Source organism: Cupriavidus sp. 05L411 (assembly GCF_056398045.1).
Genome location: NZ_JBFTOQ010000026.1, coordinates 1 through 22805 on the forward strand (window position 1 = coordinate 1; position 22805 = coordinate 22805).

22 protein-coding genes are annotated in these 22805 nt (G+C 64.1%); 19 read left to right on the top strand and 3 right to left on the bottom strand.

The genetic code is table 11. From position 1 onward, the window contains the following. From AC1DQR_RS25925 to AC1DQR_RS25935, 3 genes are all read right to left on the bottom strand, one after another. Positions 1–181: citrate/2-methylcitrate synthase (locus tag AC1DQR_RS25925; protein ID WP_477134040.1), on the bottom strand; the 181-nt coding region annotated here is incomplete at its 3' end. A gap of 91 nt (positions 182–272) precedes the next feature. Then, positions 273–1253, bottom strand: a complete 981-nt coding sequence (locus AC1DQR_RS25930; protein ID WP_416049227.1) for an HpcH/HpaI aldolase/citrate lyase family protein — start codon at positions 1251–1253, stop codon at positions 273–275. Between the two features lie 128 nt (positions 1254–1381). Continuing rightward, positions 1382–2365 carry a malate dehydrogenase gene (locus tag AC1DQR_RS25935; protein ID WP_150993520.1) on the bottom strand — a complete coding sequence of 328 codons (984 nt, stop codon included), beginning with the start codon at positions 2363–2365 and terminating at the stop codon, positions 1382–1384. 340 nt (positions 2366–2705) lie between these two features. Here AC1DQR_RS25935 and AC1DQR_RS25940 point away from each other — a divergent pair, with 340 nt between their 5' ends. The 19 genes from AC1DQR_RS25940 to AC1DQR_RS26030 all read left to right on the top strand — a co-directional run bounded on the left by AC1DQR_RS25940 (position 2706) and on the right by AC1DQR_RS26030 (position 22717). Then, positions 2706–3527, top strand: a complete 822-nt coding sequence (locus AC1DQR_RS25940) for a GntR family transcriptional regulator (RefSeq protein ID WP_183033200.1) — start codon at positions 2706–2708, stop codon at positions 3525–3527. Between the two features lie 260 nt (positions 3528–3787). Further along, entirely contained in the window at positions 3788–4195 is a 408-nt protein-coding gene (gene sdhC, locus AC1DQR_RS25945; protein WP_150993516.1) for a succinate dehydrogenase, cytochrome b556 subunit, read from the top strand. Positions 4196–4208: 13 nt separating this feature from the next. After that, positions 4209–4574, top strand: a complete 366-nt coding sequence (gene sdhD, locus AC1DQR_RS25950; protein ID WP_043348033.1) for a succinate dehydrogenase, hydrophobic membrane anchor protein — start codon at positions 4209–4211, stop codon at positions 4572–4574. A gap of 3 nt (positions 4575–4577) precedes the next feature. Beyond that, on the top strand, positions 4578–6356 hold the full coding sequence (gene sdhA, locus AC1DQR_RS25955) for a succinate dehydrogenase flavoprotein subunit (RefSeq protein ID WP_043348030.1): 1779 nt from the start codon (positions 4578–4580) through the stop codon (positions 6354–6356). A gap of 31 nt (positions 6357–6387) precedes the next feature. Next, positions 6388–7089, top strand: a complete 702-nt coding sequence (locus tag AC1DQR_RS25960; RefSeq protein WP_416049226.1) for a succinate dehydrogenase iron-sulfur subunit — start codon at positions 6388–6390, stop codon at positions 7087–7089. 81 nt (positions 7090–7170) lie between these two features. Beyond that, complete coding sequence (locus AC1DQR_RS25965) at positions 7171–7458, top strand: FAD assembly factor SdhE (RefSeq protein ID WP_006161620.1); 288 nt, start codon at positions 7171–7173, stop codon at positions 7456–7458. Between the two features lie 40 nt (positions 7459–7498). After that, positions 7499–8800: a citrate synthase gene (gene gltA / locus AC1DQR_RS25970; protein WP_006161619.1), complete on the top strand. Its 1302-nt coding sequence runs from the start codon at positions 7499–7501 to the stop codon at positions 8798–8800. A 44-nt stretch (positions 8801–8844) separates the two neighbouring features. Then, complete coding sequence (locus AC1DQR_RS25975) at positions 8845–9087, top strand: hypothetical protein (RefSeq protein ID WP_416049225.1); 243 nt, start codon at positions 8845–8847, stop codon at positions 9085–9087. Between the two features lie 355 nt (positions 9088–9442). Next, positions 9443–10558 carry a branched-chain amino acid ABC transporter substrate-binding protein gene (locus AC1DQR_RS25980; protein ID WP_477134041.1) on the top strand — a complete coding sequence of 372 codons (1116 nt, stop codon included), beginning with the start codon at positions 9443–9445 and terminating at the stop codon, positions 10556–10558. Between the two features lie 195 nt (positions 10559–10753). Beyond that, entirely contained in the window at positions 10754–11680 is a 927-nt protein-coding gene (gene livH / locus AC1DQR_RS25985) for a high-affinity branched-chain amino acid ABC transporter permease LivH (protein ID WP_043348021.1), read from the top strand. 7 nt (positions 11681–11687) lie between these two features. Then, positions 11688–12962 (top strand): high-affinity branched-chain amino acid ABC transporter permease LivM, encoded by a 1275-nt coding sequence (locus AC1DQR_RS25990; RefSeq protein WP_416049223.1) that lies wholly within the window; start codon positions 11688–11690, stop codon positions 12960–12962. Then, positions 12959–13738, top strand: a complete 780-nt coding sequence (gene livG / locus AC1DQR_RS25995) for a high-affinity branched-chain amino acid ABC transporter ATP-binding protein LivG (protein ID WP_416049222.1) — start codon at positions 12959–12961, stop codon at positions 13736–13738. Before AC1DQR_RS25990 ends, livG begins: the two co-directional genes overlap by 4 nt. After that, positions 13738–14439 (top strand): ABC transporter ATP-binding protein, encoded by a 702-nt coding sequence (locus AC1DQR_RS26000; protein ID WP_043348012.1) that lies wholly within the window; start codon positions 13738–13740, stop codon positions 14437–14439. Before livG ends, AC1DQR_RS26000 begins: the two co-directional genes overlap by 1 nt. A gap of 295 nt (positions 14440–14734) precedes the next feature. Continuing rightward, a complete protein-coding gene (gene leuC / locus AC1DQR_RS26005) occupies positions 14735–16144 on the top strand; it encodes a 3-isopropylmalate dehydratase large subunit (RefSeq protein ID WP_174428408.1) in 1410 nt (469 codons plus the stop codon). A gap of 16 nt (positions 16145–16160) precedes the next feature. Next, complete coding sequence (locus tag AC1DQR_RS26010) at positions 16161–16292, top strand: entericidin A/B family lipoprotein (RefSeq protein WP_006161612.1); 132 nt, start codon at positions 16161–16163, stop codon at positions 16290–16292. 10 nt (positions 16293–16302) lie between these two features. Then, on the top strand, positions 16303–16953 hold the full coding sequence (gene leuD / locus AC1DQR_RS26015) for a 3-isopropylmalate dehydratase small subunit (protein WP_416049221.1): 651 nt from the start codon (positions 16303–16305) through the stop codon (positions 16951–16953). 40 nt (positions 16954–16993) lie between these two features. After that, positions 16994–18061, top strand: coding sequence for a 3-isopropylmalate dehydrogenase (leuB, locus tag AC1DQR_RS26020; protein ID WP_006161610.1), 1068 nt, complete (start codon positions 16994–16996; stop codon positions 18059–18061). A 328-nt stretch (positions 18062–18389) separates the two neighbouring features. Beyond that, positions 18390–19526: an aspartate-semialdehyde dehydrogenase gene (gene asd, locus AC1DQR_RS26025; RefSeq protein ID WP_416049220.1), complete on the top strand. Its 1137-nt coding sequence runs from the start codon at positions 18390–18392 to the stop codon at positions 19524–19526. A 326-nt stretch (positions 19527–19852) separates the two neighbouring features. Further along, entirely contained in the window at positions 19853–22717 is a 2865-nt protein-coding gene (locus AC1DQR_RS26030) for a motility hub landmark protein FimV (RefSeq protein WP_416049219.1), read from the top strand. Positions 22718–22805 lie beyond the last annotated feature (88 nt).

Here is a 22805-nt window from a genome sequence, read left to right on the forward strand (position 1 = left end):
GGGCGATTTCCTCGAATTCGCAGGTCTCGGCGATGTCGAGGATGTCGTAGCCGCGGTAGTGCAGGTCGTTGCCGGTACGGCCGACCGTGCACAGCGCGGTATTGCCGGCGGTCACGCCCGACAGGGCGACGGATTTCTTCGGCTTCGGGCCGTTCTGCGGGACTGGCTGCAGCTCTGACATCGCGTCTCCTGTCTGGTCTCTTGCCCGAGCCAAGCGCGGGGTCGATCCTGTGGCACACCGTGGTCATCGCCTGGCGCGCGCCAGGCAACGTTCATGCAAAGAAGCGTTCGAGCACCGTGCCGGGCAAATCAGCACCGGTGGCGTGCGCCCGCTGCAGCAGCGACCAGTAATACCGGTAGCTGGCGCGGTCGTGCAACCGGCCCTGGTGGCGGATCGGCGCCCAGTTGTTCTCGTAGGCGGCCAGCAGGATTTCGCTGGACGCGCCAATCTCCGTGCCGCTGGGGCGGAAGGCCGCCACGATCGGCTGGATCTGGCTCGGGTGGATGCTCCACTTGCGCAGGTAGCCGAATTCGGCCCGGGCGCGCTGGGCATCGTCTCCGGCGCGGGACGGCTGCTCGATGTCGGTGCTGACGTTATGCGAGGGCACCTTGCCGTACCGATGGCAGGCGGCCGAGATCTCCAGCATGGCGCGCCGGATCAGCGGGTGCTCGAACTGCTGCGGCGAGCGCATGGCGTCGCCCGGAATGGCGCCGTGGTGGGCGGAAACAAAATCCATCAGCCCGAAGCTGAGGCATTCCACCTGCACGAGGCGGGCGATGTCGAATACCTGGTCCAACGCGGCATGCGTCTCTATCAGCACATGAATAGGGATGTGCCGTGCGATGCCGGCGGCGCGGGCCGCCTGGTTCACGTGGTCGGTGACGCGCGCCACCTCGACCACATCGGTCACCTTGGGCACCACAACATAGGCCAGCCGGGCGCCGGCGCTGCCCACCAGGATGTCGATGTCCTGGCGCCAACAGGGGTGCGCCGGGTCATGGATGCGCACGCCCACGCGGTTGAAGTGGTTTTGCGGGCTGTTGATGAGTCGTGCGCACAACTCGGCGTGCTCGCGCTCCAGCCCGACGGCGGCGCCGTCTTCGCAGTCGAAGGTGATATCGAAGACGGGCCCAAGCTCTTGCTGCAGGGCAAGCGATTTCAGCATCAGCTTTTCGTTGCCGGCATAGTGGTCGCAGACCGGCAGTTGCGTCGGAATGGCTTCGCCCTGGAACAAGACCTCGGAAGGATGCACTTTATTCAATCGAATAGCGGTTGAGGGAGGAAGGGGCGGGGCGCCAGAATGAAAAAACCGGAGCCTGCGCCGATTCGTGAATCGATGCGAGGCTCCGGTCTGGTCATTGGCGCTGCCTGGATCCTGGATCAGCCGAGCAGGTGCTGCACGCCGGCACGCTCTTCTTCCAGTTCCTTGAGCGTGATATTGATCTTTTCCTGGCTGTAGGCGTCGACTTCGAGGCCCTTGACCATTTCGTACTTGCCGTTGGCGGTGGTCACCGGGAAGCCGAACATGGTGTCTTCGGGGATGCCGTACGAACCGTCCGACGGGATACCCATGGTGACCCACTTGCCGTTCGAGCCCAGGACCCAGTCATGCACGTGGTCGATGGCAGCGTTGGCGGCCGAAGCTGCCGACGACAGGCCACGGGCCTCGATGATGGCGGCGCCGCGCTTGCCAACGGTCGGCAGGAACACGTCGTTGTTCCAGGCGTGGTCGTTGATCAGGTCCTTGACGCTCTGGCCGTCGACGGTCGCGTAGCGGTAGTCGGCGTACATGGTCGGGCTGTGGTTGCCCCAGACGAACATCTTCTCGATCGACGCAACCGGCTTGCCGGTCTTCGCGGCGATTTGCGACAGGGCACGATTGTGATCCAGGCGCAGCATGGCGGTGAAGTTCTCCTTGGGCAGGCTCGGAGCCGACTTCATCGCGATGTAGGCATTGGTGTTGGCCGGATTGCCGACCACCAGCACCTTGATGTCGCGCGCGGCGACTTCGTCCAGCGCCTTGCCTTGCACCGTGAAGATCTGTGCGTTGGCTTCGAGCAGGTCCTTGCGTTCCATGCCCTTGCTACGCGGGCGGGCACCGACCAGCAGCGCGACGTTGGCGTCCTTGAACGCGACCTTGGGGTCGTCGGTGATCACCACGCCGGCCAGCAGCGGGAATGCGCAATCTTCCAGTTCCATCACCACGCCCTTGACGGCGGCCTGGGCTTGCGGGAGGTCGAGCAATTGGAGGATGACCGGCTGGTCTTTGCCAAGCATGTCGCCATTGGCGATGCGGAACAGCAGGGAGTAGCCGATCTGGCCAGCGGCGCCGGTGACTGCGACGCGCATTGGGGCTTTAGCCATGAGTAATTCTCCAAACAAGAAGAGGGGGAAACTGGTCGGTGCCTGGCCGGACGGTAGTCCGGACGTCACCGGTTGCGGGTTTGTCGCCACGGCGGCAAGCGGCAATCCGCCGGCGCGCTGCTAGCGGTACCGACTGGAGAGAGCCACAACGGGTCATGGGGTGCGACAAAGCGTAAGTCTACTGCGAAGAGGGGTGCCGTATCCAGAGCGGGTGCAGGCGTGAAACCTGCGGGAGTGTAGGCCTGCCCATTTGTGTTGTCAATTCATATGTCTTATATAAGACATAAGACATTTGATGGCGGGCTGGACGCGCTTCCTCGTTTTGTGGTGAAATTCGCCTATGTCATCCCTGCCCCCGTCCCTCGCCGGCACTGCCGTTGCTGCAGTGCAGGATAACGGCGCCGCTACGTCCGGCGCCGGGACGCAGCCGTCCGCGGCGGCGGCCTCGCCAACATTCAGCCCACTCTACCAGCAGATCAAGGCGCTCATCACGCAGAGCCTGCAGTCCGGCGAATGGAAGCCCGGCGACATGATCCCCAGTGAAATGGATCTGGCGGCCCGCTACAAGGTCAGCCAGGGCACGGTACGCAAGGCCATCGACGAACTCGCCGCCGAGAACCTGGTGGCGCGCCGCCAGGGCAAGGGCACGTTTGTCACGACGCACCACGAGGATGGCGTGAAGTTCCGCTTCCTGCGCCTGGTGCCGGACGAGGGCGAGCCCCATTATGGGGCCAGCCAGGTGCTGGAATGCAAGCGCCTGCGCGCGCCGGCCGAAATCGCACGCCTTCTCGACATCCGCACCGGCGATGGCGTGGTGCAGATCCGCCGCGTGCTGTTTTTCTCCGGCGAGCCGACCGTGCTGGACGAAATCTGGCTGCTGGGCACCAACTTCAAGGGCCTGACGGCCGAGAAGCTGACCGAATGGAAGGGCCCGATGTATGCGCTGTTCGAGGCCGAGTTCGGCACGCGCATGATCCGGGCGAGCGAAAAAATCCGCGCGGTGGCCGCTGACCAGGCCACCGCGTCGCTGTTGTCCGTGGATGCGGGCACGCCGCTTTTGTCCGTCGAGCGCGTCTCGTTCACCTATGGCGACCGGCCCGTCGAAGTCCGCCGCGGCCTGTATGTAACCACCCGGCACTATTATCAGAACGATTTGAGCTGATACGCCGGAATGCAATCCATGTCGATTATTGCTGTTGCAGCCACGGCAGCCGCCGCTGTTGCGCAAAGCAGGGATGATTACCTCGCGGCATGGTTGCGTGCGATTGTCGGGCACGCCATGTTGGTGCGCGATAGCTGAAAATTATTGGTGCGCCGCGCAACAAAGGCGCTAAAATTATCGGGATTTGCTCCGGCTGCATCCATTTGCATCCAGGGCGCTCAGAAGTTTCGTTTTTTGTTTACCGCAAATGGGGTCTAGCAATGGCTGAAGCCAAACAAGCCAGGCCGGAGTTCAGGAACATCCATGTGACGCAGCTGGCGCGTTACAGGTTGCCCTGGGCCGGCAAGGTGTCCATCCTGCATCGCGCAAGCGGCGCTCTGATGTTCCTCCTCCTTCCTTTCGTCCTGTATCTCTTCGAGCAGAGCGTCACTTCCGAACTGAGCTTCGCAAAGTTCTCGGCGCTTCTGTCCGGCGGCTTCGTCAAGCTGGTTCTGCTGGCTCTGATCTGGGGTTACCTGCACCACTTCTGCGCCGGCATCCGTTTCCTGCTGCTCGACGTGCACGTTGGCGTGACCAAGCCCGCTTCGGCGAAGTCCGCTGTTGCCGTGCTGATCATCAGCCTGTTGCTCACCGCTGTGTTCGGCCTGAAGCTGTTCGGCCTGTTCTGAGGAGAGAGTCAACGTGGCAAATAATAATATCGGTCCCAAGCGTCTAGTCGTCGGTGCGCACTACGGTCTCAAAGACTGGCTCGCGCAGCGCGTCACCGCTGTCATCATGGTGGTCTTCACCATCGTGCTGGCAGTCGCCTTCCTGCTCTCGAACGGCGCTTCCTACGAAGCGTGGGCAGGTCTCTTCTCCAACCAGTGGATGAAGATCATCACGTTCCTCACCATCCTGTCGCTGCTGTATCACGCCTGGATTGGCGTGCGCGACATCTGGATGGACTATGTGAAGCCGATGGCAGTGCGCCTCGTGCTGCAAGTTCTTACGATTCTGTGGCTCGTCGGTTGTGCGGGCTACGCAGCTCAGATTCTCTGGAGGGTGTAATAAATGGTCGCAGTCAAGACAGGATTGCCGCGTCGTCGCTTTGACGTGGTCATCGTCGGGGCGGGCGGCGCTGGGATGCGCGCATCCCTCCAGCTCGCGGAAGCCGGCCTGAATGTCGCCGTGCTCTCCAAGGTTTTCCCGACGCGCTCGCACACCGTGGCGGCGCAGGGTGGCATTGGCGCTTCGCTCGGCAACATGAGCGAGGACAACTGGCACTATCACTTCTACGACACCATCAAGGGTTCCGATTGGCTGGGCGACCAGGACGCAATCGAATTCATGTGCCGTGAAGCTCCCAAGGTCGTCTACGAGCTCGAGCACTTCGGCATGCCGTTCGACCGTAACGCCGACGGCACCATCTACCAGCGTCCGTTCGGCGGCCATACGTCGAACTACGGCGAGAAGCCGGTCCAGCGCGCTTGCGCGGCTGCCGACCGTACCGGCCACGCACTGCTGCACACGCTGTACCAGCGTAATGTGCGCGCCAAGACGCACTTCTTCGTCGAGTGGATGGCGCTGGACCTGATCCGCGACGCCGACGGCGACGTGCTGGGCGTGACCGCGCTGGAAATGGAAACCGGCGAGGTCTACATCCTCGAGGCCAAGACCACGCTGTTCGCCACCGGTGGCGCCGGCCGTATCTATGCCGCGTCGACCAATGCCTTCATCAACACCGGTGACGGCCTGGGCATGGCAGCGCGCGCAGGCGTGCCGCTGGAAGACATGGAGTTCTGGCAGTTCCACCCGACCGGCGTGGCCGGCGCGGGCGTGCTGATCACCGAAGGCGTGCGCGGGGAAGGCGGTATCCTGCGTAACAAGGACGGCGAACGCTTCATGGAGCGCTATGCGCCGACGCTGAAGGATCTGGCGCCGCGCGACTTCGTCTCGCGCTCGATGGACCAGGAAATCAAGGAAGGCCGCGGTTGTGGCCCGAACGGCGACTATGTGCTGCTGGACCTGACGCACGTCGGGGCCGACACCATCATGAAGCGCCTGCCGTCGATCCGCGAGATCGGCGTCAAGTTCGCCAACGTCGACGCGATCAAGGAACCGATCCCGGTGGTGCCGACCATCCATTACCAGATGGGCGGTATCCCGACCAACATCAATGGCCAGGTGGTGGCGCCGAAGAACGGCAACCCCAACGAAGTCATCAACGGTTTCTACGCGATCGGCGAATGCTCCTGCGTGTCGGTGCACGGCGCCAACCGCCTGGGCACCAACTCGCTGCTGGACCTAGTGGTGTTCGGCCGCGCGGCCGGCAACCACATCGCGGCGACCTCGATCAAGCAGAAAGAGCACAAGCCGCTGCCGGCCGATGCTGCCGACCGCGCCATGTCGCGCCTGGCCAAGCTGCAATCGTCGTCGTCGGGTGAATACACCCAGGACGTGGCCAATGACATCCGCAAGAACATGCAGTCGCATGCGGGCGTGTTCCGTACGCAGAAGCTGATGGACGAAGGCGTTGAGCGCATCCTCGAAGTGGCGGAACGTGCTGACAACATCCATCTGAAGGACAAATCCAAGGTCTTCAACACCGCGCTGGTGGAAGCCCTGGAAGTGGCCAACCTGGTGGAAGTGGCCAAGGCCACCATGATTTCGGCAGCTGCCCGCAAGGAATCCCGCGGTGCGCACGCGCACAGCGACTTCCCGAATCGCGACGACGAGAGCTGGCTCAAGCACACGCTGTTCTACAGCGAAGGCAACCGCCTCGACTACAAGCCGGTGAAGATGAACCCGCTGACGGTGGAAAGCGTTCCTCCCAAGGCCCGGACCTTCTAAGCACCGCGTAGGACCCACAGGACCCACAGAAATGAAGCGTATTTTCGAAGTCTACCGCTACGACCCGGACAAGGATGCGGCCCCCCGCATGCAAACGTACGAGGTCGAGCTCGACGGTCATGAGCGCATGTTGCTGGACGCGCTGGTCAAGCTGAAGAAGCTGGACGAAACCATCTCGTTCCGCCGCTCGTGCCGTGAAGGCGTGTGCGGTTCGGACGCGATGAACATCAACGGCAAGAACGGTCTGGCCTGCCTGACCAATATGCTTGAGCTGCCGGAACGCATCGTCTTGCGTCCGCTGCCCGGCCTGCCGGTGGTGCGCGACCTGATCGTCGACATGACGCAGTTCTTCAAGCAGTACAACTCGATCAAGCCGTACCTCATCAACGACGAGCCGCCGCCCGAGAAAGAGCGCCTGCAGTCGCCCGAGGAACGCGACGAGCTGGACGGCCTGTATGAGTGCATCTTGTGCGCAAGCTGCTCGACGTCGTGCCCGTCGTTCTGGTGGAACCCGGATAAGTTCGTCGGCCCGGCCGGCCTGCTGCAAGCCTATCGCTTTATCGCGGACAGCCGCGATCAGGCGACCAGCCAGCGCCTGGACGACCTGAACGATCCGTACCGCCTGTTCCGTTGCCACAGCATCATGAACTGCGTCGATGTTTGCCCGAAGGGGTTGAACCCGACCAAGGCCATCGGCAAGATCAAAGAGCTGATGGTTCGCCGCGCGGTCTGATCCTGCGCGGTTGTTGTAAGCGGCGCGTCAGTCCGGGCTATCAAACTGCATACCCGACCGGCGCGCCGGAAGTAGGTACCTATGACCGAAAGTGTTTCCCCCAGTTTCTCCCACCAGGCCGACCCGCACCGGCGTGCACGACTGCGCTGGCGCGCGCGGCGCGGCCTCCTGGAGAACGACATCATCGTCGAACGTTTTTTCAACCGTTACGAAGAAAGCCTCTCCGACCAGGACGTGGCCTCGCTCTCCGAACTCTTCGAGCTGAGCGACAACGAGTTGATGGACCTGCTTCTTGCGCGCAAGGAGTTGGACGGTGAGCTCGACACGCCCCCGATGCAGCACGTGATTGCCCTGCTGCGTTCGGTCTGAGTTTCGTCAACATTATTAGTCAGCATTAGAAGGAACCGACATGACGCCGTCCGATGTGAAAGCCACGCTATCGTTTTCCGATGGTTCCCCCAGCGTTGAGCTGCCGATTTATACGGGTACCGTTGGCCCCGACGTAATCGATATTCGCAAGCTGTACGGACAAACCGGCAAGTTCACCTATGACCCCGGTTTCATGTCGACGGCTTCGTGCAATTCGAAGATCACCTACATCGACGGGGACAAGGGTGAGCTGCTGTACCGCGGCTACCCGATCGAGCAACTGGCTACCAAGTGCGACCACCTGGAAACCTGCTACCTGCTGCTCAAGGGCGAACTGCCCAATGCCAAGCAGAAGGAAGAATTCGTGGGCGCCGTGATGAACCACACCATGGTTCACGAGCAGATGCAGTTCTTCCTGCGCGGCTTCCGCCGCGATGCCCACCCGATGGCGGTCCTGACGGGCCTGGTGGGCGCCATGAGCGCGTTCTACCACGACGCCATGGACATCGATGATCCGCACCAGCGCGAAATCTCCGCGATCCGCCTGATCGCCAAGATGCCGACCCTGGTCGCCATGGCCTACAAGTACAACATCGGCCAGCCGTATATCTATCCGCAGAATGACCTGTCCTACTCGGGCAACTTCATGCAGATGATGTTCTCCACGCCGTGCGCCCCGTACAAGGTGAACCCGGTGCTCGAGCGCGCGCTCGACCGCATCTTCATCTTGCACGCGGACCACGAGCAGAACGCATCCACCTCCACGGTGCGCCTGGCTGGCTCCTCGGGTACCAACCCGTTCGCCGCCATCGCCGCCGGCGTGGCGTGCCTGTGGGGCCCGGCCCACGGTGGCGCCAACGAAGCCGCCCTCAAGATGCTTGAGGAAATCGGCAGCGTCGACAACATCACCGAGTTCATCAAGCAGGTCAAGGACAAGAACTCGGGCGTGCGCCTGATGGGCTTTGGCCACCGCGTGTACAAGAACTACGATCCGCGTGCCAAGCTGATGCGCGAGACCTGCTATGAAGTGCTGAACGAACTGGGCCTGCACAACGACCCGCTGTTCAAGCTCGCCATGGAACTGGAAAAGATCGCGCTGGAAGACGAGTACTTCGTCAGCCGCAAGCTGTATCCGAACGTCGACTTCTACTCGGGCATCGTGCAGCGCGCACTCGGCATCCCGACGTCGCTGTTCACCTGCATCTTCGCTCTGGCACGCACCCCGGGCTGGATCTCGCAGTGGGAAGAAATGATCACCGATCCGGAATACAAGATCGGCCGTCCGCGCCAGCTGTTCAACGGCGCGGCAAGCCGCAACGTGCCGGATATGGGCACGCGTTGATGCCCCGGTAAGGTGGCGCCGGCAGTCACGGCGCCGCATGCATCATGAAACGCCCCGGCCTTTGGCCGGGGCGTTTTGCTGTTGTGCGCGTGCACAGGCACAGATCTGATCCTTCAGCCAAGACGCGAAATGACTCGCCGGGGCGGCGCAGCAATACCAAACGCACCGGCCTTGCCAAGGCCTTGTCCTACAAGCCCGGCGGCACTTGTGCGGCGCAAAAGATTTATTGCGTGAAAGGTGGCGAAGACGCCAATTTCCGACGATTTGTGCTGTGTTACTACCATTAAGATCCTCATTTGTTGTGCAAATGTGCCATCCGGCGCGGAATTTGACCCTATAATGCGGGCTGCTTTGCCGACAGCAGCCGGGCCACCCTTCCGGACTGCGTTGAGGCGAGCGGGGCAGGCGAATCACCTGCGCAATAGAGAACGCATCAACGTTGTCTTTCCGAACCAAGGTCTTCCGTTGCATGGATTGCATAGGAGGGCTGACACATGCCGGGCCCCGCACACGCTTCATTTCTTGCAGGCCCGTCTTCCGCGTCTCGGGCGTCTTTTCCAGGTTTTAGCTCGCGGGTGTTGTTCGATTGCGCAGGTCATGCCGTCTTGGCCCATGACCCAACCATAATCGAGGAGCTCCTGAATGACGCTGTCCCGTCTTACGTCCATCTCCCTGGCCACGGCCCTGTGCGCTTTCGGCGCCGCTGCCAACGCTGAAACCGTCAAGATTGCCATTGCCGGCCCCATGAGCGGCTCCGTTGCCCAGTACGGCGACATGGTCAAGGCTGGTGCGCTGACTGCCATCGAGCAGATCAATGCCGCCGGCGGTGCGGGCGGCAACAAGTTCGAAGTGGTGATGATGGACGACGCCTGCGAACCGAAGCAGGCCGTGGCGGTAGCCAACAAGATCGTCAGCCAGAAGATCCATTACGTGATCGGCCACGTGTGCTCGGGCTCGACCATCCCGGCTTCGGACATCTACGAGAACGAAGGCATCGTCATGGTGACGCCGTCGGCCACCGCGCCGCAGCTGACCGAAAACAAGAAGCGCAAGTTCATCTTCCGCACCATCGGCCGCGACGACCAGCAAGGCCCGGCTGCTGCCCAGTACATCATCACCAAGATCAAGCCCAAGAAGGTCGCGATCCTGCACGACAAGCAGTCGTACGGCCAGGGCATTGCCTCGTCGGTGAAGAAGGACCTGGAAGCCGCCAAGATCCCCGTGGCTGTGTTCGAAGGCGTGAACGCCGGCGATTCGGACTACTCCGCCGTCATTACCAAGCTCAAGTCGCAAGGCGTGGACTTCGTCTACTTCGGCGGCTATCACCCGGAAATGGGCCTGCTGCTGCGCCAGGCGCGCGAGCAGGGCGTCAAGGCGACCTTCATGGGTCCTGAAGGCGTGGGCAACAAGGACGTGACGGCCATCGCCGGCGCGTCTTCGGAAGGCATGCTGGTCACGCTGCCGGCCGACTTCTCCGCCGATCCGTCCAACGCCGCGCTGGTCAAGGCCTTCGCCGACAAGAAGCGTGACGCCAACGGTCCGTTCCAGATGCCGGCCTACGCCGCGGTCCAGATCATTGGCGACGCCATCTCCGGCGCCAAGAGCACCGACCCGACCAAGGTTGCCGCGTACATGCACAAGAACGCCTTCCAGACTCCGATCGGCAAGGTCGAGTACGACGCGCAGGGCGACCTGAAGTCGTTCAAGTTCGTTGTGTTCACCTGGCACAAGGACGCCACCAAGACCGCAGCCAACTAAGCCGCACATTGGCTTTGCGCGCCCCGCTCATGGCTTGAGCGGGGCGTTTTGGTATCGGGGTCCGGTTGCCCGGCCGGCGCGGTTTATCCGCCGCGCCCGGGGCCTGGGCATATCCGGCATTACGGAGCCGGCCCGGCGCTTGCGCACCTCCTGCAACGCCGGCGTCTCCAGCTTCAAAGTTATGGGGCTTCCCGCATGAACGAGTTCCTTCCACAGTTTACCCAGCAGCTGGTCAATGGCCTGACGCTGGGTGCGATCTATGCGCTGATCGCCATTGGCTACACCATGGTCTACGGCATCATCGGCATGATCAATTTTGCCCACGGCGAGATCTATATGATCGGCGCCTACGTGGGCCTGGTGACGCTCACCGCCATCGGCGCGAGCGCGGGCTATCCGCTGCCGCTGGTGCTGGGTGCCGCCTTGCTGGTGTCCGTCCTGGTCACCGGTTTGTATGGTTTCGCCGTGGAGCGCGTGGCCTACCGGCCCCTGCGCGGCGGTCCGCGGCTGGTGCCGCTGATCTCCGCCATCGGCATGTCGATCTTCCTGCAGAACTATGTGCAGATCGGGCAGGGCGCGCGCGACATGTCCGTGCCGGTGCTGATCTCCGGCGCCATCGAGTTCCAGATGGGCAGTGATTTCACCGTGACCGTACCGTATTCGCGCCTGCTGATCGTCGGCGTCACGCTGGTGCTGATGCTCGCGCTGACGCTGTTCATCGGCCACTCGCGCATGGGCCGCGCCTGCCGTGCCTGCGCCGAGGACATGCGCATGGCCAACCTGCTCGGCATCGACACCAACCGCGTGATCTCCTTCACCTTCGTGCTGGGCGCGATGCTGGCGGCGGTGGGCGGCGTGCTGATCGGCCTGACCATCGGCAAGCTCAACCCGTATATCGGCTTCGTGGCGGGCATCAAGGCCTTCACCGCGGCCGTGCTGGGCGGCATCGGCAGCATCCCGGGCGCCATGCTCGGCGGCGTGCTGCTGGGCCTGGCCGAGACCTTTGCCTCCGGCTATATGCCGGCCGAGTACAAGGACGTGGTGGCGTTCGGCCTGCTGGTGCTGATCCTGCTGTTCCGCCCGACCGGGCTGCTGGGCAAGCCTGACGTTGAAAAGGTGTGAGGACGCTATGACACAAGCTATTTCTACGCCAATTGGCATGGCGCAGGGCGCGCCGGCAGGGCAGACCCTGAAGAACGCCATCGTCGCGGCCGTGATGACGGCCATCCTGACCATTCCCGTGCTGGGGCTGCAGCTGAAGCTCGACGGCTACAAGGTCGTGCTCGAGCCGCACTGGAAGCCGGTGTGGCTGGCGGTGGGCGCGGTCTTCCTGTTCCAGCTCTTCAAGCCGCTGTTCCAGCGCGCCACGGCCGGCGTCAAGGTGCCGAGCCTGCCCGCGCTGGGCGCGACCCAGCAGCGCAAGGTGATCTGGCTGCTGCTGGCGGTTGGCCTGGTGTTCCCGTTCTTCAGTTCGCGCGGCGCGGTGGATGTGGCCACGCTGGCGCTGATCTACGTGATCCTGGGCCTCGGCCTGAACATCGTGGTGGGCTATGCCGGCCTGCTCGACCTGGGCTACGTCGGCTTCTACGCGGTCGGCGGCTACACCTACGCGCTGCTCAACCAATACTTCGGGCTGACCTTCTGGGAGTGCCTGCCGATTGCCGCCGGCATGTCGGCGCTGTTCGGCTTCGTGCTGGGTTTTCCGGTGCTGAGGCTGCGCGGCGACTACCTGGCCATCGTCACGCTGGGCTTCGGCGAGATCATCCGCCTGCTGCTCAACAACCTGACCAGCCTCACCGGTGGACCGGATGGCGTGTCGGGCATCCCGAAGCCGACTGTGTTCGGCATCGAGATGGCGCGCAGTTCGAGCGTGGAAGGCGTCAAGACCTTCCATGAGCTCTTGGGCTGGGACTACAGCGGCGAGCACATGGTGATCTTCCTCTACCTGCTGGCGCTGCTGCTGGTGGGCTTCACGCTGTTCGTCACCAGCCGGCTGATCCGCATGCCGATGGGGCGCGCGTGGGAAGCCCTGCGCGAGGACGAAATCGCCTGCCGCTCACTCGGCCTGAACCCGACCCGCATCAAGCTGTCGGCGTTCACGCTGGGCGCGGCGTTTGCCGGCCTGGGCGGCGCGTTCTTCGCCGCGCGCCAGGGCCTGGTCAATCCCGAATCGTTCACCTTTATCGAGTCCGCGCTGATCCTGGCGGTGGTGGTGCTGGGCGGCATGGGCTCGCAGCTGGGCGTGATCCTGGCCGCTATCCTGCTGACCGCGCTGCCGGAAGTGGCGCGCGGCTTTGCCGAGTACCGCATGCTGATTTTCGGCCTGGTGATGGTGCTGATGATGATGTGGCGTCCGCAGGGCCTGCTGCCCGCGAGCCGCCCCCATGTGGAGTTGCCGCAATGAGCCAAGTTCAATCAGCGGAACTGCTGAAAGTCTCCGGCCTGCAGATGCGCTTCGGCGGCCTGCTGGCGGTCGACGGCATCGATTTCGATGTGCGCCGCGATGAGGTCTTCGCCATCATCGGCCCCAACGGCGCGGGCAAGACCACGGTGTTCAACTGCGTGGGCGGTTTCTATAAGCCCACCGCCGGCGAGGTCATGCTGGACGGGCATTCGATCGCCCGCCTGCCGAGCCACCAGGTGGCGCGCCGCGGCCTGGTGCGCACGTTCCAGAATATCCGGCTGTTCAAGCAACTGACGGTGGTCGAGAACCTGCTGGTGGCGCAACACCTGCAGGTACGCTCCGGGCTGCTGCGCGGGCTGTTTGCTACGCCGGCCTATCGCCGCGCCGAGCGCGAGGCGCTGGAGCGCGCCGCGCTGTGGCTCGAGCGCATGGGTCTGCGTGGCGTGGCCAACCGCGAGGCGGGAACGCTGTCGTATGGCCACCAGCGCCGGCTGGAAATCGCGCGCTGCATGATCACCAATCCGCGCCTGCTGATGCTTGACGAGCCGGCTGCCGGCCTCAACCCGCAGGAAAAGGTCGAGTTGTCGCAGTTGATCGATCAGTTGCGGCGCGAGCACAAGATCTCGGTGCTGCTGATCGAGCATGACATGAGCCTGGTGATGGGCGTATCCGACCGCATCCTGGTGATGGAACACGGCCGCCCGATCCTGGTCGGCAAACCGGCCGAAGTGCGCAACGACCCGCGCGTGGTCAAGGCTTACCTGGGAGAGGACTGATGCTGAAGCTGGAACAAGTCCATACCCATTACGGCGCGATCGAAGCGCTGTCTGGCGTATCGATTGAGGTGAACAAGGGCGAGATCGTCACGCTGATCGGCAGCAACGGCGCTGGCAAGACCACGCTGATGATGACCGTGTGCGGCTCGCCGCGCGCGTCGAGCGGGCGCGTGATGTTTGAAGGGCAGGACATCACGCGCCGTCCCACGCACGAGATCATGCGCCTCGGCATGGCGATCTCGCCGGAGGGGCGGCGCGTGTTTCCCAGCCTGACGGTGCTGGACAACCTGAAGATGGGCGCCTTCTTCGGCAAGCGCGACGAGATCGAGGCGGGCGTCGAGCACGTCTACAAGCTCTTCCCACGGCTCAAGCAGCGCTCCACGCAACGCGCCGGCACCATGTCCGGCGGCGAGCAGCAGATGCTGGCCATCGGCCGCGCACTGATGAGCCGGCCCCGCCTGCTGTTGCTGGACGAGCCGACGCTCGGCCTGGCACCGCTGGTGATCGCGCAGATCTTCGACATCATCCGGACCATTCGTGACGAGGGCGTCACAGTGTTCCTGGTCGAGCAGAACGCCAACAAGGCGCTGGGCGTGGCGGATCGCGGCTATGTGCTGGAGACGGGGCGCGTGGTGCTGGCGGACACCGGTGCCAATCTGCTGGCCAACGACCGCATCAAGAGCGCCTACCTGGGCGGTTAAGCCCAATTTTTCTCCCGCTCACCCGCCTGGCGGGCGAGCGGGAGAAAACCCTCGCCATTCCCCCTTTTCGCCATCGGCGAAATCCCCCTTTCGCCAATCACATTACATTTCCGCCGCCGCGCAGGCCGGCCACGGCCCGGTCGCGCGCTATCGCTGTGGCATAATCGATTGTGAAGTCAAGCATCGCAGCAAGCCGCATTTCATTGCCCGCGTTCCTGCGAAAAATCCCCCAAACTACCGCGCGACGCCGCCAACCGTGCTGTACCAAACGGTCCCGGCCCGCCCCCCCTGCATCATGGCCAAGACGCTTTACGACAAACTTTGGGATGACCACACCGTGCACGTCGAGGACGACGGCACCACGATGCTGTACATCGATCGCCATCTGCTGCACGAAGTCACCAGCCCGCAGGCGTTCGAAGGCCTGAAGCTGGCGCAGCGCCCGGTCTGGCGCATCAGTGCCAACCTGGCGGTGTCGGACCATAACGTGCCGACCACGGATCGTAGCCAGGGCATCGCCGATCCGGTGTCGAAGCTGCAGGTGGATACGCTGGACAACAACTGCGACGCGTACGGTATCACCCAGTTCAAGATGAACGACCTGCGCCAGGGCATCGTGCACGTGATCGGGCCGGAGCAGGGCGCCACGCTGCCGGGCATGACGGTGGTCTGCGGCGATTCGCATACCAGCACGCACGGCGCGTTTGGCGCGCTGGCGCACGGCATCGGCACCTCCGAGGTGGAGCACGTGCTGGCCACGCAGACGCTGCTGGGCAAGAAGGCCAAGAACATGCTGGTGCGCGTGGAAGGCAAGCTGCCGCGCGGCTGCACCGCCAAGGACATCGTACTGGCCGTGATCGGCAAGATCGGCACCGCGGGCGGCACCGGCTACACCATCGAGTTCGCTGGCTCGGCCATTCGCGACCTGAGCATGGAAGGGCGCATGACGGTGTGCAACATGGCCATCGAGGCGGGCGCGCGCGCCGGCCTGGTGGCAGTGGACGATGTCACGCTCGAGTACGTCAAGGGCCGCCCGTTCTCGCCACAGGGCGTGGAGTGGGAGCAGGCCGTGGGCTACTGGCGCACGCTGCATTCGGACGCCGGTGCGCATTTCGACCAGGTGGTCGAGCTGCGCGCGGAAGAGGTCCGTCCGCAGGTGACCTGGGGCACCTCGCCCGAGATGGTGGTCAGCATCGAGGACCGCGTGCCGGATCCCGAGAAGGAAAAAGACCCGAACAAGCGCAACGCCATGGAGCGCGCGCTCGAGTACATGGGCCTGCAGCCCAACGTGCCAGTGGACAGCATCAAGATCGACAAGGTCTTTATTGGTTCCTGCACCAACTCCCGCATTGAAGACATGCGCGCCGCTGCGTGGGTCGTGCAGAAGCTGGGGCGGCGCGTGGCGTCCAACGTGAAGCTGGCGATGGTGGTGCCGGGCTCGGGCCTGGTCAAGGAACAAGCCGAGCGTGAAGGGCTGGACAAGGTCTTCAAGGCTGCAGGTTTTGAGTGGCGCGAGCCGGGCTGCTCGATGTGCCTGGCCATGAACGCCGACCGCCTGGAGGCGGGCGAGCGCTGCGCGTCGACTTCGAACCGCAACTTCGAAGGGCGCCAGGGCGCCGGTGGCCGGACTCACCTGGTGAGCCCGGCGATGGCCGCCGCGGCTGCCATCGAAGGCCACTTCGTCGATATCCGCCAGCTCAGCTAATTCGCGCAGGCTCATCATGAAACAAGCCCTGATTGTGTTGCTCGCATGCCTGGGCATGCTGCAACTGGCCGGCTGCCATACGATGGCCGGCCTTGGCAAGGACACACAGGCCGCAGGCCGCTCGCTCGAAAGCGCGGCAAAGAAGTAAGGAACCGACCATGGATAAGTTCACTGTACACAGCGGGCTCACGGTGCCGCTGGACCGCGAGAACGTCGACACCGACGCCATCATCCCGAAGCAATTCCTCAAGTCGATCAAGCGCACCGGCTTCGGCCCGAACCTGTTCGACGAATGGCGCTACAAGGATGTGGGCCAGCCCGGGCAAGACAACAGCTGCCGCCCGCTGAACCCGGACTTCGTGCTCAACCAGCCGCGCTACCAGGGCGGCTCGATCCTGCTGGCCCGCCGCAACTTCGGCTGCGGCAGCTCGCGCGAGCACGCACCCTGGGCGCTGACGCAATATGGCTTCCGCGCCGTGATCGCGCCGAGCTTTGCCGACATCTTCTTCAACAACTGCTACAAGAACGGCCTGCTGCCGGTGGTGCTGACCGAGTTGCAGGTCGACCACATCTTCAACGAGACCAATGCGTTCAATGGCTACAAGCTGACCATCGATCTCGATAAGCAACTGGTGGTCACGCCGGGCGGCAACAGCTACCCGTTCGATATCGCGCCGTTCCGCAAGTACTGCATGCTCAACGGCTTTGACGATATCGGCCTGTCCCTGCGCCATGCCGACAAGATCAAGGCGTATGAGGCAGAGCGCGTGGCCAGGATGCCGTGGTTGAACAACCGCGTGGTCGGCTGAGGCCGGTTGGTACGCTGAGACAAAACAAGGAAGACAAAGCATGAAAATCGCAGTCCTGCCGGGTGACGGCATCGGTCCCGAGATCATCGCGGAGGCCGTCAAGGTCCTGAACGCGCTCGACGAAAAATTCGAGATGGAAACCGCCCCGGTGGGCGGCGCCGGCTACGAGGCCAGCGGCCATCCGCTGCCTGACGCCACGCTCAAGCTGGCCCAGGAAGCCGACGCCATCCTGTTCGGCGCCGTGGGCGACTGGAAGTACGACAAGCTGGATCGCCCGCTGCGTCCCGAGCAGGCCATCCTCGGCCTGCGCAAGCACCTGCAGCTGTTCGCCAACTTCCGTCCGGCGATCTGCTATCCGGAACTGACCGGTGCGTCCAGCCTGAAGCCCGAGCTGGTGGCCGGCCTGGACATCCTGATCGTGCGCGAGCTGAACGGCGACATCTACTTTGGCCAGCCGCGCGGCATGCGCGAAGCCCCGGACGGTCCTTTCAAGGGCGCGCGCGAAGGCTTCGACACCATGCGCTATAGCGAGCCGGAAATCCGCCGCATCGCCCACGTGGCCTTCCAGGCCGCGGCCAAGCGCGGCAAGAAGTTGTGCAGCGTGGACAAGGCCAACGTGCTCGAGACTTTCCAGTTCTGGAAGGACGTCGTAATCGACGTGCACAAGGAATACCCGGAAGTCGAGCTGTCGCACATGTACGTGGACAACGCGGCCATGCAGCTGATCAAGGCGCCCAAGAGCTTCGACGTGATCGTCACCGGCAATATGTTCGGCGACATCCTGTCGGACGAGGCTGCCATGTTGACCGGCTCGATCGGCATGCTGCCATCGGCTTCGCTGGACGCCAACAACAAGGGCCTGTACGAACCGTCGCACGGCTCGGCACCGGACATCGCCGGCAAGGGCGTGGCCAATCCGCTGGCCACCATCCTGTCGGCGGCGATGATGCTGCGTTTCTCGCTGAACCGCGCCGAGCAGGCCGACCGCATCGAGAACGCCGTCAAGAAGGTGCTGGCCCAGGGCTATCGCACCGGCGACATCCTGACGCCGGGCTGCAAGCAGGTCGGCACGCGTGAAATGGGCGAGGCCGTGCTCGCGGCACTGTAAGCCGCATTAAAGTTGAAAAGGCGCCGCATGCGGCGCCTTTTCTTTCATTTGTCCCCGATTTCCCCCGTGTGGCAGCGCCACAAAATCGTGTAGACTTTGCGAATGGTCCGAATCTTCCAGTCCCCCTCGACTGCCATCGCCGCCCCGGTTGCTACCCGCAGCCCGGTTGGCCTGGGTTCGCACGGCCACCCGCTTACCGCAACGACGATTAAAACCATTACTACCAAAACGATCGGCTAGATCGTTCGTCGTGCCTGCTCGTCTTCCCCGCGCAGTCACGTCGGGCGAGGAAAGCGCGGGGAAGTTCAAATCACATCCGAGGTTAGTCATGATTGTAGGTCTCGTCGGCTGGCGAGGAATGGTCGGCAGCGTCCTGATGCAACGCATGCAGGAAGAGCGCGATTTCGACCATATCGAGCCCGTATTCTTCAGCACGTCCAACGCTGGCGGCCAGGCTCCGGCCATGGCCAAGAATGAAACCAGGCTCAAGGACGCGAACGACATCGAAGCGCTGAAGAAGTGCGACGTTGTCCTCACCGCCCAGGGCGGTGACTACACCAACGAGATTTTCCCGCAGCTGCGCGCAGCTGGCTGGAAGGGCTACTGGATCGACGCGGCGTCCTCGCTGCGGATGAAGGACGATGCCATCATCGTGCTGGATCCGGTCAACCTTGGTGTCATCAAGGACGCGCTGACGAAGGGCGTCAAGAATTTCATCGGCGGCAACTGCACGGTCAGCTGCATGATGATGGGCCTGGGCGGCCTGTTCCAGCACGACCTGATCGACTGGATGACGTCCATGACCTACCAGGCTGCCTCGGGCGGTGGCGCGCAGCACATGCGCGAGCTGCTGACGCAGTTCGGCACGCTCAACGCGTCGGTCAAGTCGCTGCTGGATAACCCGGCATCGGCCATCCTGGAAATCGACCGCACCATCCTGGCGACCCAGCACGGCCTGTCGGCCGACGAAACCAAGCAGTTTGGCGTGCCGCTCGCTGGCAACCTGATTCCCTGGATCGACAAGGACCTGGGCAACGGCGTGTCGAAGGAAGAATGGAAGGCCGGCGCCGAGACCAACAAGATCCTGGGTCGCGGCGAAGGCTTCCTGGGCGCGACCGGCGCTGCGCCGATCGCCGTGGACGGCCTGTGCGTGCGCATTGGCGCCATGCGCTGCCATTCGCAGGCGCTGACCATCAAGCTGCGCCGCGACGTGCCGCTTGATGAGATCGAAGCCATGCTGGCCGAGAACAACCAGTGGGCCAAGGTGGTGCCGAATACCCGTGAGGCCAGCATGACCGGCCTCACGCCGGCCGCCGTGACCGGCACCCTGACCATTCCGGTGGGGCGCCTGCGCAAGATGCAGATGGGTGGGGAATACCTCTCGGCCTTCACCGTTGGCGACCAGCTGCTGTGGGGCGCCGCCGAGCCCCTGCGTCGTATGCTGCGCATCCTGATCGAAGCCTGAGCCAGGGACTTGCTCCCAAGGAGCCCTTGAGTCATGTCTTGGTCCATGTCTTGAGGCTCCGCGCAAGGCCTCCGCGGTTCCGTTGCAGCCAGGCAACAGAAACCACGGGCTTTGATAACAACGCCGCGCCTGTGCGCGGCGTTGTCACGCCCAGCCGCCTATTTTTCCCGGCGTTGCGTCACAATACAGGCGGCATATGCCGGGCTGCGGGGCGGTCATCCGCACGTCCGTACGAGTTGGCGCGGGGCTCAGTCGGGACGCTAACTTGCTGCGCTAAACCATTGATGTTAAGTTAATTTCACTACTAGAACACAACGGAGCACAAGGTGAGTGTGAGCCAACATCGCCGGAAAGATGCGCCTACCGCCCGCCAGCGCTGGTCAACGCTGGCCTTCACGGCACTCGGTTTGCTGCTCGCGCAGCCGGCCGCTTATGCCGCGGGGTTTGGGCAATTACGGGTACAGTCGAATCTGGGTCAGCCGCTGCAAGCGGAAATCGATATTAGTGGCGTCAGTGCGGAAGAAGCGGACGGCCTGGCCGTCAAGCTGGCGTCGCCCGATGCGTATGCCAAGGCCGGCCTGACCTATCTGCCAGCGGTCAGCAGCCTGCGGCTGCAGGTCGAGCGCCGCCCCAATGGGAGCTATGTGGCACGGGTCCGGTCAACCCAGCCGCTCAGCGAGCCCTTCGTCGACATCCTGGTCGACATGACATGGGCGAGCGGCAAGGTGTCGCGCGCGTACACCTTCCTGCTGGATCCGGCAGGGGCTAAGCCTTCCAACCAGACTTTCTCGCCTACCACGGTAGTGCAGGCGGGCACGCCCGATGAATCCGGCGCCACCAGCCCGGCGGCGCCCGCGCCAAGCGCCGCGCCCGTGCCCGCGCCGTCGGTGCAGGCCCCGGCTCCCGTCGCGGCTAGCCCGGCGCCACGGCCCCAGGCCAAGGCACCAGCGCCACGTCCGCACCGCGCCGCTACGCAGGCTTCCGCGGACGGCGCTGCCGCGGCTGGCGGCACCTACACCGTGCAGCGTGGCGACAACCTCTCTGCCATTGCCGGCGAAGCGTCCCAGGGACAGGATTCGGTATCGCTGGACCAGATGCTGGTCGCGCTTTATCGCAACAATCCGAACGCCTTCGTCGGCGGCAATATGAACCGCCTCAAGGCGGGCGCCGTGCTCAAGGTGCCTAGCCAGCAAGAAGCGCAATCGGTCACGCCCCGCGCGGCGCGCCGCGAAGTGGTGGCGCGCACGCAGGGCTTCGACGCTTACCGCAGCCGCCTGGCTACGGCGGCGGCGGGGCGCTCGGTCGAGGCCGGCAGTGGCCGCGAACAGTCGGGCAACGTCACCGCGCGCGTGCAGGAACAGGCCGCACCGGCCGCCGGCCCACGCGACGAGCTCAAGCTCAGCAAGCCCGATCGTGGCAGCCAGGCTGCTGCCGCTGCGGCGACCGAAGCCAATATCGCCAAGGAACGGCAGCTCAAGGAGGCTGAGGCACGCCTCGCGCAGCTTGAGAAGAACGTGAACGACATGCAGCGGCTGGTCGAGCTGAAGAACGCCGAGATCGCCAAGCTGGCCCAGGTACAGAAGGGGGTGGGCAAGGACTCGGCCGCGGCACCAGCGGCCCCCGCTGCCGCACCTGCCGTGGTTCCGGCTGAGGCCGCCAAGGCCGACGCAGCCGCGCCGGCCCCGGCCAGCGCTGCCACGGCCGCGGCAGCAGTGGCGCCGCTCGCAGCATCTCCGGCATCCGCGCCTGCGGCCACCGCCGGCGCCAGTAGTGCCGGCGCGAATGCCGCGGACGCCACCGTTGCGGCTGCCGCCAAGCCTGCAGCCGCTTCCGCGCCTGCCGCCAAGCGCCCGCCGGTCGTGACGCAGCCCACGCCGGTGGCCCAGCCGTCCTTCATCGAAGACCTGCTTGCCAATCCGATGTTGCTGCCGGGCGGCGGACTGTTGATTGCCCTGCTGGGCGGCTACGCGATCTATCGCCGGCGCCAGCAACAGAAGACCAGCGACGGCGCGGCCTTCGGGGACAGCATCCTGTCGCAGGAAAGCACCGTCATGGCCGGCGGCAATTCGCTGTTTGGCACCGCGGGCGGGCAGAGCGTGGACACCTCGCAGCACAGCGTGTTCGGAGCGGATTTCCGCATCGGCAGCAATGCCGCGGAAGCCAACGAGGTCGATCCGATCGCCGAGGCCGATGTCTATATCGCCTACGGGCGCGATGTGCAGGCCGAGGAAATCCTGCGCGAAGCCCTGCAGCAAAACCCTGAGCGCCAGGCGATCCGCCTGAAGCTCATGGAGATTTACAACACTCGTCAGGATGTGGAAGGTTTTCGCGTGATTGCAGAAGAAATGTTCGCCCAGACTGGAGGACACGGGGCGGAGTGGGCACAGGCAGCGGAGATGGGGCGTAGCCTCGATCCGAACAATGCTTTGTATTTGAGTGTGACGCCCGATGCAGCGTCGGTTGACACCACCACCTTGCCGGCCGATCAGTGGCGCACCCACGATCCGTCGCAAGATCTGGCTGCGGCACCGCGCGAAACCCCGCTGGCGGACCTGGCAGACTTCGCGCTGCCGCTGGATGGGTTCCCCGCGCCGGCAGCCGGTGCGCCGATCACCGCGCCCGAGTCCGCCTCGCGCGTGTTCGGCAATGGCGAGGCGGCGCCTTCGGCGCTAGCCGCGCGCTTGGACGATGGCCTTGGCCTGGATCTGCCGGAGACCCATGGCATTGGTGGTCATGACGGTCATGACGACATCCCGGCGCTGGATACGCCTACGCGTAGCCGCCCGCTCGACTTCGATATGTCCGGCATCTCGCTGGACCTCAGTCCGGCGGGCCATGTCGACGCGCGTGCCGACAGCCCGGCGCAAGCGCATGAAGAGGCCCGTTCGTCATTCGGCTCGTCCCTGCCGGCGCCGACCATGCTGCGCGACGGCAAGCTGTCCGAGCCGATCGACCTGTCCCGCGTGAGTGCGGAAAGCGGGCTCGACACGGCGCGCGGCATCTCGCCGAGCACGTTGTCGGCCGATTCCGCCGATGGTGGCCGCGACATGCAGATCAAGTTCGACCTGGCCCGCGCCTATATCGAGATCGGCGACAAGGAAGGCGCGCGGGAGTTGCTGCAGGAAGTGGTGGAGCAGTCGCAGGACCCGCTGCTGACCGAAGCCAAGACTTTGCTGCGGGACGTGGCCTGACAGGCAAGCTGTAGAATGGCGGGCTGTGCGCAAGCGATGCGCCCGGCAGCTCGCCACCAATGCGCCGGGAGCGTGGCTCCCGGCGCAT